At 60.6% G+C, this 24,299-nt stretch carries 21 protein-coding genes; 7 read left to right on the top strand and 14 right to left on the bottom strand.

Translation table 11 applies throughout. The features are described 5' to 3' along the window. Positions 1–33 precede the first annotated feature (33 nt). Entirely contained in the window at positions 34–210 is a 177-nt protein-coding gene (locus I5L03_RS06775) for a hypothetical protein (protein WP_197921527.1), read from the top strand. Here the strand turns inward: I5L03_RS06775 and alaS are convergent. The 10 genes from alaS to dapA all read right to left on the bottom strand — a co-directional run bounded on the left by alaS (position 207) and on the right by dapA (position 13,878). After that, positions 207–2,867 (bottom strand): alanine--tRNA ligase, encoded by a 2,661-nt coding sequence (gene alaS, locus I5L03_RS06770; protein ID WP_197920986.1) that lies wholly within the window; start codon positions 2,865–2,867, stop codon positions 207–209. The two genes, I5L03_RS06775 and alaS, sit on opposite strands and share 4 nt — an antisense overlap. A 103-nt stretch (positions 2,868–2,970) precedes the next feature. Beyond that, positions 2,971–3,789, bottom strand: a complete 819-nt coding sequence (locus tag I5L03_RS06765) for a class I SAM-dependent methyltransferase (RefSeq protein WP_197920985.1) — start codon at positions 3,787–3,789, stop codon at positions 2,971–2,973. Positions 3,790–3,947: 158 nt separating this feature from the next. Next, the gene (recA, locus tag I5L03_RS06760; protein WP_197920984.1) at positions 3,948–5,015 is read right to left on the bottom strand and encodes a recombinase RecA; all 1,068 of its coding nucleotides are present in this window, start codon (positions 5,013–5,015) and stop codon (positions 3,948–3,950) included. 157 nt (positions 5,016–5,172) lie between these two features. Beyond that, the gene (locus I5L03_RS06755) at positions 5,173–6,729 is read right to left on the bottom strand and encodes a DUF4139 domain-containing protein (RefSeq protein ID WP_197920983.1); all 1,557 of its coding nucleotides are present in this window, start codon (positions 6,727–6,729) and stop codon (positions 5,173–5,175) included. Between the two features lie 221 nt (positions 6,730–6,950). Further along, positions 6,951–8,426: a DUF4139 domain-containing protein gene (locus tag I5L03_RS06750; RefSeq protein WP_197920982.1), complete on the bottom strand. Its 1,476-nt coding sequence runs from the start codon at positions 8,424–8,426 to the stop codon at positions 6,951–6,953. 151 nt (positions 8,427–8,577) lie between these two features. Further along, positions 8,578–11,043: a PAS domain-containing sensor histidine kinase gene (locus I5L03_RS06745; protein WP_197920981.1), complete on the bottom strand. Its 2,466-nt coding sequence runs from the start codon at positions 11,041–11,043 to the stop codon at positions 8,578–8,580. 61 nt (positions 11,044–11,104) lie between these two features. Then, the gene (locus tag I5L03_RS06740; RefSeq protein ID WP_197921489.1) at positions 11,105–11,638 is read right to left on the bottom strand and encodes a DUF2062 domain-containing protein; all 534 of its coding nucleotides are present in this window, start codon (positions 11,636–11,638) and stop codon (positions 11,105–11,107) included. Between the two features lie 192 nt (positions 11,639–11,830). Next, on the bottom strand, positions 11,831–12,313 hold the full coding sequence (gene smpB / locus I5L03_RS06735; RefSeq protein ID WP_197920980.1) for an SsrA-binding protein SmpB: 483 nt from the start codon (positions 12,311–12,313) through the stop codon (positions 11,831–11,833). A gap of 58 nt (positions 12,314–12,371) precedes the next feature. Next, positions 12,372–12,791 (bottom strand): plastocyanin/azurin family copper-binding protein, encoded by a 420-nt coding sequence (locus tag I5L03_RS06730; RefSeq protein WP_197920979.1) that lies wholly within the window; start codon positions 12,789–12,791, stop codon positions 12,372–12,374. 199 nt (positions 12,792–12,990) lie between these two features. Continuing rightward, positions 12,991–13,878 (bottom strand): 4-hydroxy-tetrahydrodipicolinate synthase, encoded by an 888-nt coding sequence (gene dapA / locus I5L03_RS06725; protein WP_197920978.1) that lies wholly within the window; start codon positions 13,876–13,878, stop codon positions 12,991–12,993. A gap of 64 nt (positions 13,879–13,942) precedes the next feature. Between dapA and I5L03_RS06720 the strand changes: the two genes are divergently transcribed. Genes I5L03_RS06720 through greB form a run of 3 tightly spaced genes read left to right on the top strand, consistent with a single transcriptional unit; the run spans position 13,943 to position 16,920 of the window. Then, on the top strand, positions 13,943–15,901 hold the full coding sequence (locus tag I5L03_RS06720) for a lytic transglycosylase domain-containing protein (RefSeq protein WP_197920977.1): 1,959 nt from the start codon (positions 13,943–13,945) through the stop codon (positions 15,899–15,901). Between the two features lie 55 nt (positions 15,902–15,956). After that, positions 15,957–16,421: a hypothetical protein gene (locus I5L03_RS06715; protein ID WP_197920976.1), complete on the top strand. Its 465-nt coding sequence runs from the start codon at positions 15,957–15,959 to the stop codon at positions 16,419–16,421. A 7-nt stretch (positions 16,422–16,428) separates the two neighbouring features. Then, entirely contained in the window at positions 16,429–16,920 is a 492-nt protein-coding gene (greB, locus tag I5L03_RS06710) for a transcription elongation factor GreB (RefSeq protein ID WP_197920975.1), read from the top strand. A 10-nt stretch (positions 16,921–16,930) separates the two neighbouring features. Here the strand turns inward: greB and I5L03_RS06705 are convergent, their stop codons facing one another. The 3 genes from I5L03_RS06705 to I5L03_RS06695 form a co-directional block, all read right to left on the bottom strand. Further along, positions 16,931–18,103: a patatin-like phospholipase family protein gene (locus I5L03_RS06705; RefSeq protein ID WP_197920974.1), complete on the bottom strand. Its 1,173-nt coding sequence runs from the start codon at positions 18,101–18,103 to the stop codon at positions 16,931–16,933. A gap of 91 nt (positions 18,104–18,194) precedes the next feature. Next, entirely contained in the window at positions 18,195–19,952 is a 1,758-nt protein-coding gene (locus I5L03_RS06700) for a flotillin family protein (protein WP_197920973.1), read from the bottom strand. Between the two features lie 42 nt (positions 19,953–19,994). Continuing rightward, entirely contained in the window at positions 19,995–20,645 is a 651-nt protein-coding gene (locus I5L03_RS06695; protein ID WP_197920972.1) for a YqiJ family protein, read from the bottom strand. Between the two features lie 180 nt (positions 20,646–20,825). Here I5L03_RS06695 and I5L03_RS06690 point away from each other — a divergent pair, with 180 nt between their 5' ends. The 3 genes from I5L03_RS06690 to I5L03_RS06680 are packed head-to-tail and all read left to right on the top strand — an operon-like array spanning position 20,826 to position 23,625. After that, positions 20,826–21,305, top strand: coding sequence for an invasion associated locus B family protein (locus I5L03_RS06690; protein WP_197920971.1), 480 nt, complete (start codon positions 20,826–20,828; stop codon positions 21,303–21,305). Between the two features lie 48 nt (positions 21,306–21,353). After that, positions 21,354–22,595 carry a 23S rRNA (adenine(2503)-C(2))-methyltransferase RlmN gene (gene rlmN / locus I5L03_RS06685; protein WP_197920970.1) on the top strand — a complete coding sequence of 414 codons (1,242 nt, stop codon included), beginning with the start codon at positions 21,354–21,356 and terminating at the stop codon, positions 22,593–22,595. A gap of 13 nt (positions 22,596–22,608) precedes the next feature. Further along, positions 22,609–23,625, top strand: a complete 1,017-nt coding sequence (locus I5L03_RS06680; RefSeq protein WP_197920969.1) for a septation protein IspZ — start codon at positions 22,609–22,611, stop codon at positions 23,623–23,625. 70 nt (positions 23,626–23,695) lie between these two features. On the opposite strand, the gene I5L03_RS06675 is transcribed toward I5L03_RS06680, so the two are convergent. Continuing rightward, positions 23,696–24,241, bottom strand: coding sequence for a hypothetical protein (locus tag I5L03_RS06675; RefSeq protein ID WP_197920968.1), 546 nt, complete (start codon positions 24,239–24,241; stop codon positions 23,696–23,698). Positions 24,242–24,299 lie beyond the last annotated feature (58 nt).

Raw genomic sequence — 24,299 nt, 5'->3', positions numbered from 1 at the left:
TCGCGCGTTGGACATGTGAAGGAGAAAACAGACATGTCCGATGACATCGACCCGACCAAACCCATCCCCAATGACGAGAAGTTCAAGCCGAAGAATGTCGCGAGCGGCAAGGATAAAGGACGCGATCCGCAGAGCATGCAAGACGTGCCGCGCGGTAGCGAGCCCGACCGTCGCCGCAACGCTTCCGATCGCAAGAGCGACCAGGGTTAGGCGTTAGCTTTCGTGAGCACATCCCGGATGGCGGCGATGGCATCATCTGCCTTGTCACCATCCGGGCCGCCGCCCTGAGCCATGTCAGGCCGGCCGCCGCCACCTTTGCCGCCTACTGTCTCCACACCCGCGCGCACCAGATCGACTGCGCTCACCTGACCCGCAAGGTCGTTCGTCACGCCGACAGCCACCGCCGCCTTGCCATCATTCACCGCGATGATGGCAGCGACGCCGCTTCCCATGCGGCCCTTGGCTTCGTCGAGCAGTCCGCGCAGTTCCTTCGGGTTCATGCCCTCTAGGACCTGCCCGCTAAACGCGATACCCCCGACATCTTCATTAGCCGCCGCTGTACTGGAGCCGCCGCCGCCAAGAGCGAGCTGCTTCTTCGCCTCCGCCAATTCTCGCTCGAGGCGTTTGCGCTCATCGACCAGAGCGGCGACCCGTTCCTCAACTTCGTCCGGGGCGGTCTTAAGCGTTGCAGCGACTGATTTGAGCGACTCCTCACGGCCTACAACCCATTCGCGAGCGGCTTCACCCGTAAGTGCTTCAATGCGGCGCACGCCGGATGACACAGCGCTTTCGCTGACGATGCGAAACAGGCCGATGTCGCCTGTCGCGCGAACATGGGTGCCGCCACAAAGCTCTACCGAGTAGGTCTTGTCGCCCTCCCTTGGCGAGCCAATGGAAAGGACGCGCACCTCTTCGCCATACTTCTCACCGAACAGCGCCATGGCGCCCGCTTCGATGGCCTCATCGGGGCTCATCAATCGCGTGACGACTTCATCGTTGGCGCGGATCTCTGCATTCACTTCGGCCTCGATCGCGGCCACCTCGGAAGCGGTCAGCGGTTTGGGATGCGAAAAGTCGAAACGCAGCCGTTCCTGCGCGACGAGCGAACCCTTTTGGGTCACATGATCGCCAAGGTGGTTGCGCAAGGCCGCATGCATCAAATGCGTGGCCGAATGATTGGCGCGGATTTCGTCCCGACGCTTAGCATCAATCGCGAGATGCACCGTGTCACCCACAGCAACCTTCCCGGACGTGATCGTGCCATGGTGAGCATGCAAGCGGCCTAGCGGCTTGGACGTATCTTCCACCGTAATCGCGAGGCGGTGGTCGCCGGTAATTTTGCCGGTGTCGCCCATCTGACCGCCGCTCTCGCCGTAGAACGGCGTCTGGTTGGTGAGCACGGTCACATCCTGCCCGCTGTCAGCCGAATGGACTTCCTTGCCATCGACCACCAGCGCCACCACGCGCCCTTCGCCTTCGGTCGAGCTGTAGCCGGTAAACTCGCTCGCACCTTCGCGTTCGGCGATATCGAACCATACTTCGTTGTCGGCAGAAGCGCCGGAGCCCTTCCACGCTGCACGCGCGGCCGCTTTCTGCTGCTCCATTGCCGCATCGAAGCCGTCCTTATCCACCGAAATGCCGCGATTTCGCAGGGCATCTTCAGTCAGATCGTAAGGGAAGCCATAGGTGTCGTAGAGCTTGAAGGCCGTCTCGCCGGACAGGCTGTCGCCCTCGGCCAAATCGCCGGTTTCCTCGTCGAGCAGACGTAGACCCTTCTCCAGCGTCTGGCGAAAGCGCGCTTCCTCGCGCTCGAGTACCTCGGTGATGAGAGCCTGTGCGCGGCCCAGGTCTGGATAAGCCTGCCCCATTTCACTCACCAATGTCGGCACGAGACGGTGCATCAGCGGCTCGTCGGCACCCAGCAGATGGGCGTGACGCATCGCGCGGCGCATGATCCGGCGAAGCACATAACCGCGCCCCTCATTAGACGGCAGAACACCATCGGCGATCAGGAAGCTGGTCGAACGCAGGTGATCTGCGATCACGCGGTGGCTGGCGATCGTGTCTTCGTCCGCCTTCGCTTTGACGAGATCTTCGCTCACATCGATGATGTTGCGGAAAGTGTCGGTCTCGAAGACGTTGTGCACGCCTTGAAGGACCGTTGAGATACGCTCGAGTCCCATTCCAGTGTCGATGCTGGGGCGCGGGAGATCGCCGATGATTTCATCCGCTTCTTGCATGTGCTGCATGAAGACGAGGTTCCAGATTTCAACGAAGCGATCGCCATCCTCGTCGGGTGAGCCCGGAGGTCCGCCGGCGACTTTATCACCGTGATCCCAGAATATTTCGGAACACGGACCGCAGGGACCATCGGAGCCCATTGCCCAGAAATTGTCCTTGGTCGCAATGCGGATGATACGGTTTTCCGGCAGACCTGCGATGGATTTCCAAAGGGCGAATGCTTCGTCATCCGTGTGATAGACGGTCACCGTCAACCGATCTTTGGCGAGGCCCAAATCCTTGGTGGCGAGATTCCAGGCGTGCTCGATCGCGCGCTCTTTGAAATAATCGCCAAAACTGAAATTGCCGAGCATTTCGAAGAATGTCAGGTGACGCGCGGTGTAGCCGACATTGTCGAGATCATTGTGCTTGCCCCCTGCCCGCACACATTTCTGGCTGCTGGTCGCGCGCGGTGCCGGCGGCGTTTCCACGCCCGTAAAGACGTTCTTGAACGGCACCATACCCGCATTGACGAACATGAGGCTGGGATCGTTATAAGGCACGAGCGGTGCGGATGGCACAACTTCATGGTCTTGCTGCGCGAAATAATCGAGGAAAGCGCGCCGAATATCGTTGGTCGAATGCATGGAATGCGAATTAGGCGCTGGCAGCGCCTGCGACAAGCGCAATGGCTCACTTAGTGTGAGCGCCTTGGCCGAACACTGCGAAATTGCGGCACCTTTGCACCAGCTAGACTTTGCGCGCGGTGACGATCCATGCGGCGGCAGGAAACGAAACTATGCCGTCATGCAAATGGCGTTCTGCGAGCCGACGGACGCGGTCGAAGAACCGCTCACGCGCAGTAAATTCCATTTCACTGGCAGCACGGGCGGCGGGGCCGATGCGAGCGAAATAGCTTACCGCATCCTCTAACGGATCTTCGCCCGAGCCGACTATCATTGGGAAGTCGAACGGCTTGGCTTCGATGCGTTCCCATCCCGACTGCAGCAGGACGGAACATACATAGGAGTTATCTGCCAAGGCAAACGGTCCCGGTGCGCGCGGATCGGGCTTCTCGGCAGCGTCAGGAAGCAGGCGCCTTATCTCATGGAAGAAGGGATTTTCCGACGCATCGCGGAAGCAGGAGAACAGAAGTCTGCCGCCGCTTTCCGTCTGAGCGGCAATATTCGCAAATGCACCGACGGGATCATCGAAAAACATCACGCCGTGACGCGACACGATCAGATTAGCCTGCTCGTTTCCGGTCCATTCCGCTGCATCGGCGCAAGTGAAAGAGCAATTGGGCAATTCTTTGCCGCGCTCTTGGGCGATTGAAATGAGGTCTGCCGAAATGTCCAGCCCGGTCACTGTCGCGCCGCTGCGGCCGCGTGCGATGGCTAGCGAAAGCTCGCCTGCACCGCAGCCGATATCGAGCACATGGCGGGCATCGATGCCGCGGGTTTGCGCAAGCAAGTGCTCTGTGAGCATCGTGAAGCTGCGATCGGTGCGGCGGTACTCGGCGGCCCAGCTTTCGCCCACGCGCCCTTGCCATTCGCTCTTGTCTGTCATGGGCCTCCGCTAGCAGGCTTTGCGATTTGAGGACAGCAGACGCGAAGAAGCCGGCTCTGGCGGATGGGGGTCCGCCTTTGCCGGCTCCGGTTTCGCAAGGTGTGACAGGTGTTACACTGTCCAGGCGAGTACTCTCGCGCTGCCCACCTTCTTGAGGATCAGTCGTCGGATTCCGCGTCCGGACCCGTCATCATCTCCTCGGCGACCTCGTCGGTTTTACCGCGAATGGCGGCTTCCAACTTGGCGCACATCTCTGTGTTTTCCTTCAGGAAGTTCTTAGCATTCTCACGGCCCTGCCCGATGCGGACGCTGTCATAGCTGAACCAGGAACCGGACTTTTCCACGATGCCGGCTTTCACACCGAGATCGAGGATTTCGCCAATCTTCGAAATTCCTTCGCCATACATAATGTCGAATTCGACCTGCTTGAACGGCGGGGCAACCTTGTTCTTCACCACCTTCACGCGAGTCGAGTTGCCGATCACTTCATCGCGATCCTTGATCTGGCCGGTGCGGCGAATATCGAGGCGGACCGAAGCGTAGAATTTAAGCGCGTTACCACCCGTAGTCGTTTCCGGGTTACCGTACATCACGCCGATTTTCATGCGCAGCTGGTTGATGAAAATCACCATGCATTTCGACTTGTTGATCGAGCCGGTCAGCTTGCGCAGCGATTGCGACATGAGGCGGGCCTGCAGGCCGACGTGGCTGTCACCCATCTCACCTTCGATTTCAGCACGCGGCACGAGAGCGGCAACCGAGTCGACCACCAGAATGTCCACCGCGTTAGAGCGGACCAGCGTATCGGTAATTTCGAGTGCCTGCTCACCAGTATCGGGCTGTGACACGACCAGCTCATCAATATTCACGCCAAGCTTCTTGGCGTAGACGGGATCGAGAGCATGCTCGGCATCGACGAAAGCGGCAGTACCGCCAGCCTTCTGCGCCTCTGCAATCGCATGCAGCGCGAGCGTGGTCTTGCCCGAGCTTTCCGGGCCATACACTTCGATAACGCGGCCCTTGGGCAGGCCGCCAATGCCAAGCGCAATATCAAGCCCCAGCGAGCCGGTGGAGATCGCCTCCACCTCCATCGCTTCCTTGCTGCCCAGCTTCATTGCCGAGCCCTTGCCAAATGCGCGATCGATTTGCGCGAGTGCGGCGTCTAGCGCCTTCTGACGGTCCACGTTGGATTCCTTTTCAACCAGCTTCAGGTTTGCATTCGCCATGACACGGCCTCCGTCAGTTCGCTAGGGCCGGTTACAGTCTTTTCAACCGCCCTTTGTGCTGTGATGGAAACAGCTTGTACCCATTTTGTTCCATGAGAACAAGAGTGGAACGAACTTTTTCTTCAAAAGCAGCCTCGACGGCGGAAAACCGCCCGGTTCAGCTCTCCTCTTCGTCGGGTTGGGGAACGCGCGTTTCCCACTCAACAGTCCGCGCACCATTGGCCGGAACGCGTATTTCGACGAATCGCTGCGCATCGCGCACTCCTGCCCGCTGCCCGCGGATTTCCCATTGCAGCGGCGATCCCATCTGCACCCGAACGCGCACCGCCTCAGGATTAGCATTGGTGAGTTCGAGGGTCATGCCAGCCCAGCGCGTATTCCAGCCCTGCTGGGTCTGGTCGCCCAGAGAAGTGCAATTGCCGAATACCTGATTGCTTTCGCCGATCGGCATTTCGACATCCTGGCCCGAGGCGAAATCACGCAGGTTGACATCGCGCACCCACAATTCGCCGAACGCTGACTGCTCAAAGATAGAAACTTCGCCCGAAGGCAGCGCCACGCCGAGGCCATGCTCTTCATCATTCACCGTCTCGAGCGAGAGCTGGACGGGATAAGGCTCCACGCGCGAGGACCACGGCGTGCATGTGATCTCATAGACGAGTTCACCCTCCACATCCTCTTCCTGAAGAAATAGCACCTGTTTCAGGCCCTGCGCGTTCACATCCATGCGGACAGGGATACGGTAGAGCTTCAGGTCGCCGAGGTTTTCCTCACCGGCCACTACTGGAGGCGGCGGTGGAGGCGGCGGAGCCAGCGCCTGAACCGGCGAAGGCGAAGTCATGCTTTCTCGCTGCACACGCGCTCCTGTCACGACGATGGCATCGTCATACTCGGACTCGTTGAAATCGTAATTGGGAACCGGAATGCCCGTCGCCGTGCTGCCGCGCGGCCAGCAGGTCAGCTGAAGCGGACGAGCGCGCGGCGGGCTGGCGAGCTGAGAAAAATTGCTCACGATATTGAGCGATCCCGCCACCGCCATCAGCTCCGCATTCTCAAAGCTCTGACCGTTATCGTTGAGGATTGTCAGCCAGCTGGACAGATCGAAGCGCACATCATCGGCATCGCCCTCTTCCTGCAATGCGGCGACGTAATTGGCCTGCCAGTCGAACCCCCAAGAGAGATAGGACAGGGTCACTGTATAGGTGCCGCCCGCCTCGCTCGCCGTGTCAATCGTGAAGACAGGATTTGGCGAGAGGCCGCCGGGAATTTCGTCAAAGCTCAGCCCTTCTCGTAGACCGGAACAGCGGACGGCCTCATATCCCTCATCGGTTTGCAGGACGAGGCCGCCATCGGCGCGCGTGCGGACGATTGCATCTTCGCTTTCGGCTTCCCCGGTGGCGGGATTGGTCCGGGTGATCGTCACACGGTTGCCCAGCGTGCCATCGACAAGCGCGGCCGGGCTGAGCAGATCCGCATTGCGGTTTTTCTCGATCGTGCCCCCGGGCAGGCCCGTCACAATCGCGCTGACCGCAACCATGCCTTCGGACACACCATCGAACCGGATAGTCGATTCGCCCGGAGGCAGAGTGACCGTGCGCGTTTCGCTGATCATGGCGAAGCCGCGCGGATTGTTGCGGTTCATCTGTCGCCACGGCACACGATTGGGATCGCGATAGACGGTAACGGCCAAGTCCTGCGGCGCCGAGGCCTCCACGATCTGCCGCTCTTGCGCGTGGGCGGGGCTGGCTATGAGAGCAATAAGTAGCGCGAGAAGACCCTTCCCGCTTGCGGGAGGGGCAACGAGACTTACGAGCTTGCTCGCTAGTCGCAGCGGGGTGGGCCTGTTTTGGCCGTTTTGCCCACCCCCGGCCCCTCCCGCAAGCGGGAGGGGAGAGGGTTGTGGCAAGTTAGAACGGTGCCGCACGGCCCTGCCCCTTAAAAGCGCGATTCGTACGTTACACGAACCACCCGCTCACCATTGGCGGGAACGGTCACGTCATATCGGCGCATTCCGAAATTGATCTGCTCGCCTTCGACATCCTCTGATATGATGCGGAAATCACGCCCCCACCAGGCCCGGTCAAGGCCGCCTTGCGTTAGCTGGACGGTGACGGGCTCAGGTTTGGCGTTGGTGAAGGTATAGCGCATCGTGGTGCGGTAATAATCCACTGTGCGATCTATCTCGACTTCGCGCACCAACTCGCCATCTTCGAACACGCGATATCGCGCGCTGCGCTCATAGTCTGCCGCGGTGATAACCTCGCGGTTTTCGACTTCAGCTTGCATGAACACATCAAAGGCATCGCCCGTCACTAGCGAAAGCGTGCTGCCCATCGGCGTATGGCCGATCTGGTTTTCGCCGATAAATTGCGGATTGCCCTGCGCATCGCGCTGGTAAAAGCGAACCGTCCCCGCAGGGAGAGCATCGCCGAGACCGCCATCGGAGCTGGAGCTGAAGCTGATCGCGCTGCTCACCGGGCGGAAATCATTGTCGCTCTGCAGCCAGCCGGAACCGATGGCATAGGTGCGCTGGGCAGGCACGCCCTGCACGTCGAGGAAGCTCACCTGCTTGGTCTGCGCATTGGCAATCGTGGTGCGGCCCTCGATTGGGTAGAGATAAAAGTCGCCCAGCCGCTCGCGATCAGCGGTTTCAGTCCCCGGGCGCACCATGTCGCGCCGTGGGCCGTTGCCACTACCATTTGGATTGCCGGCCACCAGCAGCGTGTCAGCGTTGTAGAACGTTGTGCCGGTGTTGTTGGTGAGCGTCACCCAGCCCTGCATGTCGACAATATCGGCCTGTTCGTCATAAAGCGCGACATAGTCCGAACTCCAATCGAGGCCGGGAGAGAGGTAGCGGATCGATGCCGGGCGATTGCCGCTGCGATTGCTGTTCAGCGTGACCGAAAGCGTCGGCCGTGCGCGCAGGTTTGACGGGACTTCATCGAACACCACACGCACCGGCAGTCCATCATCGCGCAGGACTTCGATCCGGTCTCCAATACGCACGACGACGCCGCCGACGACGGAGAGCACCTCGGCCCGCTCCCGCACTTCAGCGCCGGTCGCCGGGTTCGTTCGCACCAGTGTGACCGTGCTGCCGACGGCTTTTTCCATCAGCTTGGCAGGGGTGAGGAGATCGAAGTCGAAATTCTGTTCGACAATCGCCGTACCCTCAGCATTGAAGCTGAGCGTTTGCGGGCGGATCATCGCGGAGACATCGGGGAATTCGATCCGCGTCGTGCCGCGCGGAATGTTGAGCGTGCGGATATCCTGCACCAGCGCCTGGCCATTCTGGTAAATGGTGACAGAGACATCGCCCTGCGCGGTCTCTTCGCCAGTTGGATCCTGCGCTTGAGCCGGCAAGACAGCGGCGGTAGCAAGCAGGCTCGTCGCCAGAAAACGCTTCAGCATGATGAATGTCCCTCCCGTTCGATGATGACCTAGATTTTAGAGTATCCCGATCTGTATATCGTGTGAATGGAGAGTGGCGCGAAGCCGCGCGGGGCGCAAGCGGCACGTCCCCCTCGTCACAATATTTCGGAATTCCAAAGGCCTGTTTGGATTATTTGCGAGCGCTTCGGCGCAGCACATTGCCCACCATTTCGCCGATCTGCTTCACGCTGAATGGCTTGGGGATGAAGTGCATATTCTCGATATCGATCTCGCTACGCAGCTGTTCCTCGGCATAGCCGGACATGAAGAGGATCGGCAGGCGCGGGCGGCGCTTGCGGATTTCTTTCGCCATGGCGGGGCCATCCATGCTCGGCATGACGACATCGGTGACGACGAGATCGAATTTGCCTTCATCCTGCAGGAACTCTTCCAGCCCCTCATCGCCATCGCTGGCGGTGACGATGGTGTAGCCCTGACGTGCGAGTGCGCGTTCGGCAACGGCGCGCACCATATCCTCATCCTCGACGAGTAGAATCGTGCCGCCGCCGGACCATTCGCGGACCTGTTCCTCTTCCTCGGCCTTGCGCAGCTCTTCCTCGGTCGCCTGATGGACCGGGAGATACACGGTAAAGCGCGCGCCTTTGATACCGCCATCGGGGGCCTTGGCGTTGCTGGCAAAGATAAAGCCGCCCGACTGCTTGACGATGCCATAGACGGTGGAGAGGCCGAGGCCGGTGCCTTTGCCCTGCTCTTTCGTCGTAAAGAACGGTTCGAACAGCTTGCCTATAATATTTTGCGGGATGCCGCCGCCGGTGTCCTCTGCAATCAGCACGGTGTAATCGCCTGCGGGGATGATTTCGCTTCCCATGCGGCGGATATCCGTCGCCTGTACGCGCCGTGTCGCGAAGGCGAGCGTTCCGGCTGCCCCCTCGCCCCCGCCATGGGACTGGATCGCATCGCGTGCATTCACTGCGAGATTGATGATCACCTGCTCCAGCTGGCGCGGGTCGGCTCTGACCGGACCAAGGTCGCGGTCATGACGGACTTTCAGCGTGATCTTTGCACCCAGTAGCCGCTTCAACAGCTGGCTAACTTCCGACAGGATATCGGGCAACTGGATGATTTCCGGTTGCAAGGTCTGCTGGCGGCTGAAGGCGAGCAATTGCCGCGTCAGGCTGGCCGCGCGGTTCGAATTCGCCTTGATCTGCTGGATATCGTCATAATCGCTGTCCCCCGGCGTGTGGCGCAGCAGCATGAGGTCGCAATAGCCGATGATGGCAGTCAGCACGTTGTTGAAGTCGTGCGCGACGCCGCCTGCGAGCTGACCCACGGCCTGCATCTTGGTTGCTTGAGCGACCTGCCGCTTGAGCCGAGCCTCTTCAGTCGTGTCGGCAAGGCTCAGCAGCACCGCTGCTTCTCCCAGTCCGCGCACGCCTGCGAGGCCGAGGCTGACTGGCTCATCCGGCTCATGCCGCAGCCGAACGGCAATGTCCCCACTCGAGGCAGGACCTTGCCCATGGCGGCGCACAGCATCGGACATGGCTGTCTTGTCGCGCGGGACGACGATGTCGCCCGGATAAGGCGGCAGGTCCCCCTGCCCTATTCCCGCAGCGCGGCGGAATGCGGGATTTGCGAACAGGAAATGCCCGTCACGGTCGGTCGTGGCGAGGCCGAGCGGAAGCTGCTCGAGCAAGCCCTGCAATTGCGCCGCCTGACCGCCCTTGGCTTCTCCGCCCCAACCGCCGACGCCGATTCCGGCGTCGATAAGCAGCATCAGCGATGGCGCCTCGCCTGCCGCTTTGCCGGGTATCTCCTCAGTCGCTGCAATGTCGGGATCGGCGAGCGGAACCTGCACCAGCGTCTGCGGGGAACCCTTCTTGCCTTCGCGCGCGAAATAGATACGCTCCCGCTCGTCGGAACGCAGCAATTGCACGAATTCCTGACCCGCCATCCGCGCCTTTTCGTCGCCAAAGGCTCGCCGCGCCAAGGCCGGATTGCCCGCGCGCACCATCCCCTCGGGCGAGACGAGCGCGACGGAAATTCCTGCCGCGCCCAGCACTTTGCCGAACAGGCCGGTAATGTGCTTGCCGATCGCTGCAATCGGCTCGGTCCGCACCACCGGAGCAAAGCGCCAGATCAGGTAATCATCGCTCTGCCCCGCCCGGTGAGCGGTTGCGGTCCAGCTTTTCTGCTCATCCGCCACAGTGACCGCGTCACCCTTGCCATCGCGCCATGCAGCGCGCGCCAGCCGCAACAGCTGATCGGCACTGGTCCCGTCGACGGGCAGGTTTGGCGGACCGTTGCTGGATCCGAACCACAGCTCGAACGCCGAATTGGCGCAGACCAATCGGTTCGCTCTGTCCGTAATCGCAATTGCCAGGTCGGGCTGCTCGATCGCGGCTACCGTCACCGACCAGTCGAGCGCTTCGCTTTCGCGCGCTGCCGGGCGATGCGCCTGAATACGGCCGGAGATAAAAGCGATCAGGCCGAGCACCACCAGCCCGCCCGCATAGGCCAGCGTCGCCGTCAGGCTGTCTGTCGCGAATTGCACGAGCGTGACGCTGGCCAGCACGGCGGCTGCCACAGCCAGGCCGTCCACCACACGGCGCGATTCATGCACGTTCGCTAGATTCATGAAAGCGGGTTTAGGGACGCCTTCGCGCACCCGCAACGCCGCAAAACGCCGTTTGAGACCCTCAGTTGGATTTGGGCGATTTTGCGCGCAGGAAATTGCGCCGTGCCGGGCGCTTCTCCCACCTTCGAGCCACCACGAAACGCCATAGGAAACTGGTGAGCAGATAACCGACCGCGGCCGTCACGACGGAAAGGACCAAAAATCCAAAGGCCGTGACACCGGCGGTCTGCAACCACCAGCCAAATTCGGTCCACCAAGTTTCTTCAAGCGCCGCCTTGGCGCTCGCCATGGTTGCGGGATCGACCTTAAGCGTAAATTTCCCGACCTTGTTCGCCACCAACAGCCAGAATGGCACGGTGAAAGGATTGGTCACGAAAGTAATGACGGCCGCCACCGGCACATTCGCCCGTGCAGGCAATGCGAGAAATGCTGCGAGAAAAATCTGCCCTACGGGGATGATAAAGGCAGCAAACAGGCCCAGAGCCGCACCGCGCGGAACCGAGCGACGGGTGAACCGCCATAATTCAGAGCGGAGAAAACGGTGTGCAATCGGGCGCAGCCAACGGTTGCGGGCCATCTCGTCCCGCTCGGGCATTTTCGGCATGCGCGCCGAAAGCCATTTGATTGCTTTTTTGACCATAGCACCTGTTCGCGCGCCCAGCTTCGTCGCGCTTTACCATAAATGGTATTAGACGCGCAGTTCACAACCAGCGCTTAACGGCGTAGCGAAAATTCTTCGGGGCTGAGCAGGGAGCGGCTCCTGTCGTAACTGACGTCGTTGGGACAGCTACGAATTCTCTTTGATGATCCGCGCCTTGTCGCGCTTCCAGTCGCGATCCTTGATTGTCTGGCGCTTGTCGTGCGCCTGCTTGCCCTTGGCCAGAGCCAGCTCAACCTTGGCACGTCCGCGACCGTTGAAGTAAACCGATAGCGGGACCAGCGTCATTCCCTTGCGCTCGGTCGCGCCGAACATCTTGTCCACTTCGCGCCGGTGCAGCAGCAGCTTACGCGGCCGCTTGGGCTTATGATTGTTGCGATTGCCGTGGCTGAATTCAGGAATATTGGCATTGACGAGAAATACCTCGCCATCCTTCACCTCGGCATAGCTTTCGGCGATCGAGCCCTCGCCCGCGCGTAAGGCTTTCACTTCGGTGCCTTGTAGCGCGATACCCGCCTCGAACGTTTCCTCGATATGGTAATTGAACCGCGCCTTGCGGTTTTCAGCGACGATCTTCTGCTTGTCGAAAGTAGCGGGTTTGGGGCGTGCCATCAGGTGAGCGCATGTAGGTGGCAAGACTGCGCAAGGCAATCCTCGCGTTTCAAGCGCTTCACTGCACCGTAATCGACCCCGTCATGCCCAGCGCCGAATGACCCAAATGCGTGCAATCGACTTCATATTCACCGGCAACCGGCACAAGGAAAACTGATGCGCTGCGTCCGCCGCGAAGTTCGACATGGCCGTTGCGCAATAAATCGGCATCGCCTTCGCGGATCATGGCCGACGCGAAGAATTCGGGCGCGGCAAAATTGTGTGCTTCGCCAGAGGTGTTGGTGAACACCAGTTCCACGGGCTCTCCCGCCGTCAACGTCAATTCGCGTGGGCTAAAATCAAAATTGTCGAGTTCGACGGTCACCTGCCGCGCATCGCTGAAATCGGTGCTGGCACTAGCCACTTGCGGCTCGATGGGTTCGGTCCCGACGCAAGCGGAGAGAGCCAGGGCGAGCGGAAAGAGGATATAGCGCGTCATGGCAGCAAAACGCGCGAGGCCTACATAAGGTCCTCCCGCCCGTAATTTGCATCGACCTAGCCCGGGTCCTTTTCACCGATCGCCAGCTGCGCCGGGAGATACTGCCGCGCAAGCTCATCGATAGTGGGCTGCGCAATATGTGGCATGGTCGAGCATGAGGTGAGCACAAGGGCCGCGACGGTAATGAAAATCTTCGTTTTTATTGTGCGGAAATCCCAGCCAGTTCCATCGCCTCATCCACTTTCGCATTGGCCGCATCGCTGCAGGGCATGATCGGCATCCGCACTTCCGGGTCGAACCAGTCGAACAGTTTGCTGAGCGCGTATTTGGCCGGTGCGGGGGATGGTTCTGCGAACATGGCGGCGTGGAGCGGGTAGAGCTTTTCGTTGATCGCGCGCGCGGTCTCGAAATCGCCGCTTGCCGCTGCCGCGTGGAAGTCCGCGCAGAGTTTGGGTGCGACATTGGCCGTCACCGAAATGCAGCCGACCTGCCCCAGCGCATATCCGGCGAGGACCAGCGGATCGTCTCCAGAAAGCTGGCAGAAGTCCGGCCCTGCGCCGATGCGGTGGGTGACAACGCGCGAGAGGTCTCCGCTCGCATCCTTGATCGCAACGATTTTATCCGGGAAGCGGCGGTGCAGTTCGATCACCGTTTCGGGCTTGATATCGGTCACCGTACGTCCGGGCACATTGTAGAGGACGATGGGCAGATCGGTGCGTTCCGCCAGATAGCTGAAGTGCGCGAGCAGGCCCTCCTGCGACGGGCGATTGTAATAGGGCGCGACCAGCAGCAGCGCGTCGGCGCCTGCAATTTGCGCTTCCTTGCAATGCCACAAGGCGGTCTGCGTATCGTTGGAGCCTGCACCTGCAATCACCGGCACCCTGCCCGCCGATTGCTCTGCGCAGACGGCGATCACCTTGTGATGCTCGTCATTATCCAGCGTCGCGCTTTCGCCGGTCGTCCCGCAGGGAACCAACCCGCTGGTTCCGTTGTCTATTTGATAGTCGATGAATCGGCGATACGCGTCTTCATCGAAGCTACCGTCCCGAAAGGGTGTTGCCAGCGCAGGTATCGATCCGGAGAACATATTTGCCGCTCCCAAGCGGTTAGATTGAATTCATTCAGGGCCTGATAAGGAGAGGCCACGCATAATGTCCAGCATGGTTCGCAATTCACTCGTTTCGCTTCTTGCCATGGCCGCCATGGCAACCCCCGCAACGCTGCTCGCGCAAGACTCTGCTGAATGGGATCGCAATCGCGCAAACCTTGTCGCAGAAGGTCCGGGGCCGATGGCTCCGCAGATCGCCCGGTGGGAGCGTTTGTGGCAGGACAATGCCCGCGAAGATGGGGAACCGGCTCCGCGTATTTCCTTCGTCGAATATGCTAATTTCCTGACCGAGAATCCGGGCTTCCCCGATGAAACGACCTTGCGCGCCCGCGCCGAACATCGATTGCGCGACGAATTTACCGATCCGCAATTGCTGCTCCAATTTTTCGAAAACAGCGATCCGGTCACCAATTATGCCAAGGCGCATTATGCCCTCGCCCTGATGGGTCAGGATCGCGCCGCATCGCAGCGTTGGGCGATGGAGGCATGGCGCGGCGGTGAGATGAGTCCGACGGCAGAAGCCGCGCTTTTCTCCATGTATGGCGATGAATTCGAGCAGGACGATCACGATGCGCGCATGAATGCCCTGCTGTGGCAGCGCGAACCCGATGCCGCGGCTCGCCAATTGCCGCGCACATCTGCGGCGGAGCGCCCGATATTTACCGCTCGTCTCGCCATCCTCGAAGGCGGCGATGGAGCGACCTCCGCCGCCGGCGCCATGAGCGATCCGGGATATCTTTATAATCGCAGCCGCGAATTGCGTCTCGAAGGCGCGCCAGCGCGTGCGGTGCGCCTGATCGCAGACAGTCCCGAACTTGACACTCTCCCGTTGGATCGCACCCGCTGGGTAACAGAATTGCTTGCCGTCGCCCGCAATGCCGGCACAGGCGATTCCATCCGCATCGCCCAGCGCGCGACCGAAGCCTTTACCGAGGACGACGATATTTCCACGATGGAATATCGCCTGCGCGACGATTACACCTCGCTGATGTGGCTGGGCGGTACGAATGCGCTTTGGCAGCGCGGCGATGGCGCGACTGCTGCGCCGCTCTTCTACCAATATGGCGCAGCAGCGCGTACCAGCCAGACGCGCTCCAAGGGCTTTTTCTGGGCGGGTGAAGCCTATTCCCGCGCCGGGATGACCGAAGAGGCCAACCGTCATTACGATATGGCGGCGCAGTACCATGACAGATTCTACGGTCTGCTCGCGCTGCAGCGCCTGGGCCGTGATATTCCGCCCTATGCCGCCGCACCCAATGGCTCGCCCACCGATGAGGAGCGCCGTAGGTTCCTTTCCGCGCCCATCACCCGCGCCACGGCGGAAGTCGCGCGCGACGCACCCTGGTCGACCGGCATCCGCTTCTATCGCGGCATCGCCGATCAGGCAGAGACGCTGGGTGAGCATCTTCTGGTGGCAGAGCTGGCCCGTGAAATCGGCCGTCGCGACTTGGCGGTGAACCTCGCAGACGCGGCTGCAGCCGATGGCCATGACGGTTTCACGCGCATTGGTTTCCCCACCCTGCAGGTCCCTGCTGGCAGCAATTGGACGCTGATCCACGCCATCGCGCGACAAGAAAGCCAATTTGCGGAAAATGCCATCAGCCATGCCGGTGCGCGCGGCATTATGCAATTCATGCCCGCTACCGCCCGCGAGGAAGCGCGGCGCGCAGGTGTGCCCTTCTCTGCCAGCCGCCTGATCGACGATCCGCAATATGCAATGCGCCTTGGCTCCAACCACATCGAACGGCTGGTAAGCTATTACGACGGCAGCTATCCGCTGGCCTTCGCCGCTTACAATGCCGGCCCCGGCAATGTGAACCGCTGGCTGCGCGAAAATGGCGATCCGCGCCAGACCGGAGACTGGCTGCGCTGGATCGAGGAAATCGGCTTTTTCGAGACCAAAAACTATGTGCAGCGCGTGATCGAGAATGCGGTTGTCTACGAGAATCTTTATCCCGAACGCGCCGGTCGCACCCGCGATGTCGAGGATTTCCTTCGCTAGACTGCCATGGGTGAGGCGGTTTTTCTGGCCGCGCTATCCTGCTATCGCTCAGATTATGAGAAAAGCTTTCATCGCCCTGCTGCCTTTGGGTCTCATTGCGTGCGCGTCCAGCTGGCTGGATGACACTGTGGCCCTTTCCGATCATCTCGACCAGACGTACGATGTTACGGAATACTCATCTGCTGCGGTCGATCTGAATGGTGATGGCGTGGAGGAACACGTCGTACTCGTTCGCCAGCCATCGCATTGCGGCACTGGCGGGTGCACGATGTTCGTGCTTGCCTCTGCGCAGGAAGGTTTTGCGGAGATCGGTCGCAGTCCGACAACTTTTGGGCCGGTGCGTTTATCTCCAGAGGATCACAATGGCTGGCAGGTTCTGCTGACAGTCGAGCGCGATGGGGCAAATAACTATTTCCACACAAGGCACATCTATGAAGACGGCTCCTATCAAGAGCAGGCCAGCGATGGTCGCGTCGACTGGGACGAACCGCTTGATCAGGATGTGCTGATCGCGCGATAGAGCGGCGATGCCCGCTCCCGACAAAACGAACCCTATCACCCCCGCAGGCCTCGCCGCGTTGAAGGCGCGCTACGATCACCTGCTCGGTACCGAACGCCCGGAAATCACAGAGATCGTCAGCTGGGCGGCGGGCAATGGCGACCGCAGCGAGAACGGCGACTACCTCTACGGTCGCAAGCGCATGCGCGAGATCGACCGCGAGCTCGCCTATCTCGCCAAGGTGATGAAATTCGCAAAGGTCGTTAACCCGGCGCAGCAGCCGGACAAGGCGCGCATTTTCTTCGGCGCGACTGTCACCATCGCCGACGAGGACGATGACGAGCGCATTCTCACCATTGTCGGCGATAACGAGCAGGATGCAGGCGAAGGGCGTGTCGGCTGGTCCAGCCCGATTGCGCGCGCCCTGCGCGGGGCGGAAGTTGGCGATTTGCGGACGGTGCGCCTGCCCGGCGGATCGAAAGAATGGGAGGTAGTCGCGATTACCTATCCCGAAGGGTAGGTCGCGCCGCTTATTCCGCCGCCTTGTTCTCAGCGTAAAGCTGCACCCCGTCGGGCCCTCGCATACGCGCGCCGTCAGGATTGGTGCAGTCATAAGCGATGATCCCGCGATGCTCCATGTCGCGTTCCGTCCACATCGGGTGATCGAGCGACAGCGCCATATCGGCCGCGCCGCCGCTCCAATGGTCGTTCACCGTCGCGCGCGAGAATTCGTAATCCTTGGAAAAGCTCTGATGCGGCTCGCGGCGGTTGATCAGGTGCATCACCCGCATGACGCCCGGGGGCTCTGCCTGTGTGAGCGCGCGCAGGTCCGGATCGTCCCGCAACTCATCGGGCAGCTTTTCGCATAGCCGCGCTGCTGCCAGCCTCAACTCTTCCAGCTGTTGCGCAGCGTCAGTGTTGTAGCGCGTGCGGCTGGAATAGCGGATGTCTTTTTCGCGCTGGAGCACTTGCGACAAATCGCGCGGCAGCTCTCCGCGAGAGTGAAATAGATCGACCTGGTAGATCGTCATGTCGCAGCGCTCGGCGGTGTCGATGACGTGCTGCAGCGGCGTGTTCGAAACAAGGCCGCCGTCCCAATAGGGCTGCCCCTCGATGATAACCGGCGGAAAGCCCGGAGGAAGCGCGCCGCTCGCCATGACATGTTCTGGCTCCAGCCGCTGTTCGCGGTTGTCGAACCAGCAGAAATTGCCCGTCAGTACATTCACCGCGCCAAGGCTGACTTTCATCGGCCCGTCGTTCAGCATGTCGAAATCGACCAGCTCCAGCAGAGTCTCTCGCAACGGCGAGGTGTCATACATGCTGATCGTCTGAAGCAGTGCATCGGCACTCGGCGCGAAGAAATTGTGCGGACGGAAAAACCCCGGCGCGCCAATCGTCGCGACAGTGCTGGCCGCTATTTCATTGAACCATCGGCGGGCAGGGCCATCATCGGCAGGAGCGATGCCAAGGAGTTCGGAGCTGACCTTCTCCCAAAAGGCGCGCAGCCTTTCGACGCGCTGCTCAGGAGTGTTTCCGGCGATCAATGCGGCGTTGATTGCACCGATGGAGATGCCCGCGACCCAGTCAGGCTCTAGCGCTTCGCCGTGCATCGTTTCATAGACGCCCGCCTGATACGCGCCGAGCGCGCCGCCGCCTTGCAGGACGAGCACTTGCCTGGATTTTGTGTCGGAGCCTTTCGTCATGGGGTCGATGTGGCCCATGCGTTGCCGCAGTGCAACAAAAAGGCCCCCGGCGCGAACCGGGGGCCTTCCTTAGATTGAGCTAAGCGTAAGCTTACTCAGCCGCTTCGGCATCCGTATCGTCAGCATCGCCCTCGCCCGCTTCGGGGTCGAAGAGCGAAGGCAGGTTCTCTGCATCGGTCACCTCTGCGCTCAGCTGCGCCATAGCGTCCTGATCGCCTCTGGCAGCCCCTTCGACGATCTTGCCGAGAGAGGAGCCATCGAGGCCAAGCTCTTTCATCAGGCCATCGAGAACCGGGGCTTGCGCACGGTAGGCGAGCGCTGCTGCCACCGCATCATTGGCAAGGTTTCCCGAGCCGCCGCCCACGCCTGCGCCGCCCGTCGAACCGGGTGCGCCAGAGCGCTGGGTGAGGCCATCGACCTGCACGATTTTGATCGAGTCAATCGCTTCCATCGGCTTGGCGCTTTCGCGGATGACTTCCGGCAGCACCTTTAGCAGGGCAAGCTTCGTCTGCAAGCTGATCTGATCCATCGAGAGGATGTTCGCAGCTTCGTTGACGGCCCGCTGACCCTCGGCTTCCACTTCGAACTTCACGCGGTCGGCTTCGGCGCGCAGTTTCACCGCATCGGCTTCACCCTCTGCCTCGCGGCGAGCGGCTTCGGCGCGGTTGGTGGCTGCATCCTTGTCGGCTTCGGCATCGACGCGGATCTTGATTGCATCACGCTCGGCCTGCTTGGCCGCTTCGATCAATTCGATCTTCTTCTGACGCTCTGCAATCTCGCTTTCGCGGGCCGTGGCGACCTGTTCTTCGGCTTGCACAGCCTTGGCACGTGCCTCGTCTGCCTCTGCCTTCGCCTGGCTTTCCTCGCGCGACTTGTTCTGGACAGCGATCTGCTGTTCCTGTCGGGCGATTTCGAGTGCGCGGACCTGGTCGATCCGAGCTTCTTCCACCAGCCGGTCAGCTTCGATCTGCTGCGCATCGACAAGCTTCTTCGCCTCGATCCGCGCAGCATCGGCTTCACGCTGGCGCTCGGCCTGCTGGCTGGCGATTTCGGACATTTGCGAGGCGCGCCGGACTTCGACTTCGCGTTCCTGCTCAAGGCGCGCATATTCGGTGTCACGGCTGATTTGGAAGCTGCGCTGGTCGGCTTCGAGGTTCTTGGCCTCCATCTGCACACGCGTGTCCTGCTCGATATCGTTACGCAATTTCTTGCGCGCTTCGATCTGCTCGGTCAGCTTGGTGAGACCTTCGGCGTCGAAGGCGTTGTTGGCATTGAAATGCTCGATCGAGGTCTGATCGAGACCGGTCAGCGAGACCGATTCCAGCTCAAGCCCGTTCATCGCAAGGTCGTTGGACGAGACCTGCTGCACCTTCTGCACGAAGTCGGCACGCTGCTCATGCAGCTCGTTCATCGTCATACCGGCAGCGACGGAGCGCAGCGCGTCGACGAACTTGCCTTCGACAAGGTCCTTCAGCATTTCCGGCTGCATCGTGCGCTGGCCAAGCGTCTGCGCGGCCATGGCAATGGCTTCACCATCAGGCTTCACGCGGACGTAGAATTCCGCTTTCACGTCGATCCGCAGGCGGTCGAGCGTAATCAGCGCTTCGCCATCGCGGCGCACAACGCTGAGGACCAGCGTGTTCATGTTGACCGGCATGGTTTCGTGGAAGATCGGGAAGACAAGCGCGCCCCCGTTCATCACGACCTTTTCGCCGCCCACACCCGTACGGACAAATGCGATTTCCTTGGAAGCCCGTCGATAGAGCTTGGTGAGGAAGATTATCGATCCCAAGATTACAACGACGAGACCGATACCGCCCCACATTCCAATGTCTAAAAACGCTTCCATATTCTCTCCTTGTTGTGAACTGGTGGACTGGCCTGAGCGTGCTCAATTCCCCATCGGGGCGAGCTTTCGCTCGGCCAGCGGCACACCGAAGAACACATTCCCCTCCCGGCGTACCAATAGAACTTCATCTCCAGCGGGAATCACGCTGGCATCCTCATGCGGCTCAACCATGACATAATGCGTTTGGCCGTGGTGATCGCGCACCCGTGCGCGGGCGGCAGAGCCCTTTTCCGATGTGCCATCGGTGATTACGGCGCGTTTCCCGACCAGCGTGTTGAGGCTGACCGCGCTTGTTTCATCCTGCGGCAGCAGGCGACCGAGCGGCCGAACCAGCGTGGCGGTCACTGGGAGGCTCGCACCCCCGGCAATCAGCGCGGCGAGCCAGGCAAATAGCGGCGTGCCCGTCAGATCACTGGCAAAGGCCTGAATGCTCATCCCAATGACGGCGAAAAGGAGCAGGTAGACAATCAACCACACGAAGAGCGGCACTTTACCCAGGCCCAGCAGGGTAGTGATCGCTCCGCCAAGCCCGGCAGAAGTCGGATCGGCAATTTCCCCGTCGGCGCCGACATCGAGATCGACATCGCCGCCAAAATCGAAATCGCCCAGCCCGATCACCTGCAACAGCGTAAGCAAAGCCATTACCCCCAGCGCTATGGCAAAGGGCAGGTTATAATCGGCAAACAGGCTCATCTCTCTCCTCGCCGCGCGGCGTTATCCCGCGGGCGTCCTTGTCTTTATCGGGTTTTTAGGAGAACCCCCTCCGTCCTCATTCATATAGGGGAAATGCCGGTAAAAAGCCAGAAAAACCGGACGAATTGAGTCCGATTTTCGGGATTCACAGCGTGTGACAAATGCGCTTATACAAGCGGCATGCGATTGCTGCTCATCCCGCTTGCTATCTTGGTGATTTCCGCTCCGGCTTTGGCACGTGACAGCCTTGGCGTGTTTGGCGATTGGGGCGCTTTCCGCGATCCCGAAACGCCGCGCTGCTATGCGATTGCGGCAGCAGAAGGCGGAGCGGGCCTCGACTTCGTGCCTTTCGCAAGCGTTGGCACATGGCCTGATCGCAATGTGCGCGGGCAGGTGCATTTTCGCCTGAGCCGCGAATTGTCAGACAATCCCCGCGTGGCCCTCGCCGTGGGCGGACAGCGCTTCGTCCTGACTGCAGGTGAAGGCGATGCCTGGGCGACTGACGTGCGCGCGGATGGTGAAATCGTCTCCGCCATGCGCTCTGCCAGCCGCATGACCATCAGCGCCACAGATGCCCGCGGCAATCGCTTTACCGATCGCTACAGCCTTGATGGCGCGGCAACCGCCATGGACGCGGCACGGGTTGGCTGCGCGCAGTAGCGGCAAAGCTAGCCAAGGCGGACAAGTCGCACTATATGCGCGCCACCCATGGCAGATACGACATTGATGAGCATTCCGGGGCAGGTTGACCCCGTTCCCGTCGCGCGTGACATCACGCCGCGCGAAGATGGCCGCGTGGACCTGATCGGGCTACCAAAGAAAGACATCGCAGCCCTGTTTGAAGGTGCTGGCCTTGATGCGCGGCAGGCGAAGCTGCGGTCCAAGCAGGTCTTCCACTGGCTCTACCACCGCGGCGTCACCGATTTCGAGGCGATGACCGATATTGCCAAGACAATGCGCCCATGGCTTGCCGAACGGTTTGTGATCGGCCGGCCCGAAGTCGTAGAGGCGCAGCACTCGACCGACGGCACACGCAAATGGCTCCTTAAAACCGCCGACGGCCACGAATTCGAGATGGTCTTCATCCCCGATGCCGATCGCGGAACTCTGTGCGTCTCCAGCCAGGTCGGCTGCACGCTGAACTGCCGTTTCTGCCACACCGGCACGATGCGCCTGGTGCGCAACCTCACGCCGGGCGAAATCGTCGGCCAGGTCATGCTGGCGCGCGATGCTCTGGGCGAATGGCCCAAGGGCAAGATGGATTTCGCCGAGGAAGAAAGCGAAGCCGAATACACCGCCGATGGTCGCCTGCTCACCAACATCGTGATGATGGGCATGGGGGAGCCGCTGTACAATTTCGACAATGTGAAAAGCGCGCTGCAACTGGTGATGGATGGCGACGGCCTCGCCCTCTCCAAGCGGCGTATCACGCTGTCCACCAGCGGCGTTGTCCCGGCGATGGAGCGCTGCGGCGAGGAAATCGGCGTGAACCTTGCCGTCTCGCTCCACGCAGTTAGCAAGGACATTCGCGACGAGATCGTGCCGATCAACAAGAAATACGGCATCGAGGAATTGCTGCAGGCCTGCGCCGATTATCCCGGTGCCAGCAACGCGCGCCGCATCACTTTCGAATACGTGATGCTGAAGGACAAGAACGACAGCGACGAAGACGCGCGCGAGCTTGTCCGCCTGCTGAAGGAATACAAGCTGCCGGCGAAAGTAAATCTCATTCCCTTCAATCCGTGGCCGGGTGCCGTCTACGAGTGCTCATCGCCCGAACGGATCAAGGCCTTCTCCAACATCGTTTTCGAAGGCGGCATCAGCGCACCCGTGCGCACACCGCGCGGGCGCGATATTGATGCCGCATGCGGCCAGCTGAAAACGGCTGCGGAGAAGAAAAGTAGAGCCGAGCTCGATCGTGAGGCGGCCATGGCCGCAGCGGCGGACTGAAAACGGACGCAGCGTGTCCAAAGGCTGGACCATCTGGCGCTATCGTCGCCCGTTCGTGATCGACGGACATCGCTGCCGCGTTACATTGCGTTCGCAAACCAACGGTCTTCTTTCCGAACTTTATATCGATGGAGCTCTCGTCGCCAGCGATGCCACTCCCGACTTTGGGGAGGAAGCGATCCGCAATCATCGGCTCGTGACTGATCTGCCAGATGGGTCGCGCCTCGAAGTCGAGGCAGGGTATATCAGCATGTTGAATACCGGCATTGCTGTCAGGCGAGACGGTCAGCTCATCCACGAAAGCCACCCTGGCAAGACGATAGCGTTTCCAGAGAAATACAAGCAGCACGCGATTGAAATGGAGGGCAAGAGCTTTGGCTCATTGGTGCGCGAGGGGTGGCAGGAGGGCGTAGCTGAGCAAACCACGAAGGACAATTATGATCCGGCCGTTTGGAAGCGCAACAAGGTTCCGCTTGCTGTCGATATCTCGCTCGGCCTGCTGTTTTTCGCGATTGCCAAGCTGACCGACTTGACCACCGCTGCATTTGTGGGAGCGGGGATCGGGATCGTTCTTCTCATCCTTCAGCGAGTGACCAAAGTGGATCTGCTCGGCGGCCTCGCCATGTTCGGCATTTTCATGCTGCTGCTATCGGCAGCCCTCGCCATGATTTTTCAAAGCGATGAGGCAGTGAAATATCGCACGACGGCGATCGGGCTCATCAGCGCCGCGCTGTTCTTCGGCGATGGCTTTATGGGAGGAAGGCGGCTTGCGACGCGACTGAAGCGTTATCTGCCATATACCGATATCGACGTAGCGCGGCTCGGCATAGGAATGGGCTTGCTTGGAACGGTGATGGCGGGCGCTAACCTGCTGGTGGCGCTGTACACATCGACGGATGTATGGCTGTTCTATTCGACCTTCGCTGACTTCATCCTGACAATGGTGCTGATCTTGTTCGTCTTCGGATATGCACGGGGCAACATACTGCGCGACATGGCGCCTCGCTACCGAGACCCGCGGGTGCAATAAGCGATCTGATTTCCTCCCTTTTAATTGAGAAGCTGCGCCGCGCTTTGCACTCTTAAGCGGCGGCGGAAGCTTAGTTTTCGTCGTTGTCCGAAAGGACGAATGCACCCACTATCACCGCCACACCTGTCGCCACAACCGCGCCGGTAAACAGCGCGCCTCGGGCGATGTGATCGATGGCGTCGGGTTCATCCACATCGTCGCCGCCATTGGGTCCATCGCCCGTGCCCTGAGGCTGATCATCTGGATCGCCATCTTGCCCGGCTCGCAGCGCAGCGATTTCGAGCGGCGCAGCGCCATTCACAAGGAAGCGCGGCTCATCCTCGAAAGTCAGCGAGAATTGCGAGCGCCTGACATTGCGGTGCGCATCATTGCGCGGATCCGCCAGGTTCTGCGCGCGCGAATGCCAATCGCTGTCTCCAGTTTCGATGTGAAAATCGAAACGCGGCTGCATGTTCGCCGCCTGCCTGTTTGATCCGCCAAAGGGTATCGAAATGCCGACGCTCGCGCGCATATCGCGCTGCGGATCGCGTTCGAAGCCGTGGATGTCCTGCGCTGCTGCTGCTCCAGTGGCAGCGAGACTGGCGAGGCCTGCGAAAAGGCATTGGCGATAAAACATTTGCGATCCCTCCTGAGCGCTCACTCATGCATAGAAATTGCGTGTAGACAAGGCTCTG

Source organism: Aurantiacibacter sediminis (assembly GCF_016019885.1).
GTDB classification, from domain to species: Bacteria; Pseudomonadota; Alphaproteobacteria; order Sphingomonadales; family Sphingomonadaceae; genus Alteraurantiacibacter; species Alteraurantiacibacter sediminis.
Note: the sequence above shows the minus strand (reverse complement) of the source record. Positions and strands in the feature narration are given on the sequence as shown.

What these genes read in the sequence shown, in the direction of transcription:
- I5L03_RS06720 (WP_197920977.1), top strand. Translation starts at nt 13,943, where the DNA reads ATGTCCAGCATGGTTCGCAATTCACTCGTTTCGCTTCTTGCCATGGCC.
- dapA (WP_197920978.1), bottom strand. Translation starts at nt 13,878, where the DNA reads ATGTTCTCCGGATCGATACCTGCGCTGGCAACACCCTTTCGGGACGGT.
- I5L03_RS06675 (WP_197920968.1), bottom strand. Translation starts at nt 24,241, where the DNA reads ATGTTTTATCGCCAATGCCTTTTCGCAGGCCTCGCCAGTCTCGCTGCC.
- I5L03_RS06690 (WP_197920971.1), top strand. Translation starts at nt 20,826, where the DNA reads ATGCGATTGCTGCTCATCCCGCTTGCTATCTTGGTGATTTCCGCTCCG.
- smpB (WP_197920980.1), bottom strand. Translation starts at nt 12,313, where the DNA reads ATGGCACGCCCCAAACCCGCTACTTTCGACAAGCAGAAGATCGTCGCT.
- I5L03_RS06695 (WP_197920972.1), bottom strand. Translation starts at nt 20,645, where the DNA reads ATGAGCCTGTTTGCCGATTATAACCTGCCCTTTGCCATAGCGCTGGGG.
- I5L03_RS06765 (WP_197920985.1), bottom strand. Translation starts at nt 3,789, where the DNA reads ATGACAGACAAGAGCGAATGGCAAGGGCGCGTGGGCGAAAGCTGGGCC.
- recA (WP_197920984.1), bottom strand. Translation starts at nt 5,015, where the DNA reads ATGGCGAATGCAAACCTGAAGCTGGTTGAAAAGGAATCCAACGTGGAC.
- I5L03_RS06750 (WP_197920982.1), bottom strand. Translation starts at nt 8,426, where the DNA reads ATGCTGAAGCGTTTTCTGGCGACGAGCCTGCTTGCTACCGCCGCTGTC.
- greB (WP_197920975.1), top strand. Translation starts at nt 16,429, where the DNA reads ATGCCCGCTCCCGACAAAACGAACCCTATCACCCCCGCAGGCCTCGCC.
- I5L03_RS06700 (WP_197920973.1), bottom strand. Translation starts at nt 19,952, where the DNA reads ATGGAAGCGTTTTTAGACATTGGAATGTGGGGCGGTATCGGTCTCGTC.
- rlmN (WP_197920970.1), top strand. Translation starts at nt 21,354, where the DNA reads ATGGCAGATACGACATTGATGAGCATTCCGGGGCAGGTTGACCCCGTT.
- I5L03_RS06705 (WP_197920974.1), bottom strand. Translation starts at nt 18,103, where the DNA reads ATGACGAAAGGCTCCGACACAAAATCCAGGCAAGTGCTCGTCCTGCAA.
- alaS (WP_197920986.1), bottom strand. Translation starts at nt 2,867, where the DNA reads ATGCATTCGACCAACGATATTCGGCGCGCTTTCCTCGATTATTTCGCG.
- I5L03_RS06715 (WP_197920976.1), top strand. Translation starts at nt 15,957, where the DNA reads ATGAGAAAAGCTTTCATCGCCCTGCTGCCTTTGGGTCTCATTGCGTGC.
- I5L03_RS06745 (WP_197920981.1), bottom strand. Translation starts at nt 11,043, where the DNA reads ATGAATCTAGCGAACGTGCATGAATCGCGCCGTGTGGTGGACGGCCTG.
- I5L03_RS06730 (WP_197920979.1), bottom strand. Translation starts at nt 12,791, where the DNA reads ATGACGCGCTATATCCTCTTTCCGCTCGCCCTGGCTCTCTCCGCTTGC.
- I5L03_RS06740 (WP_197921489.1), bottom strand. Translation starts at nt 11,638, where the DNA reads ATGCCCGAGCGGGACGAGATGGCCCGCAACCGTTGGCTGCGCCCGATT.
- I5L03_RS06775 (WP_197921527.1), top strand. Translation starts at nt 34, where the DNA reads ATGTCCGATGACATCGACCCGACCAAACCCATCCCCAATGACGAGAAG.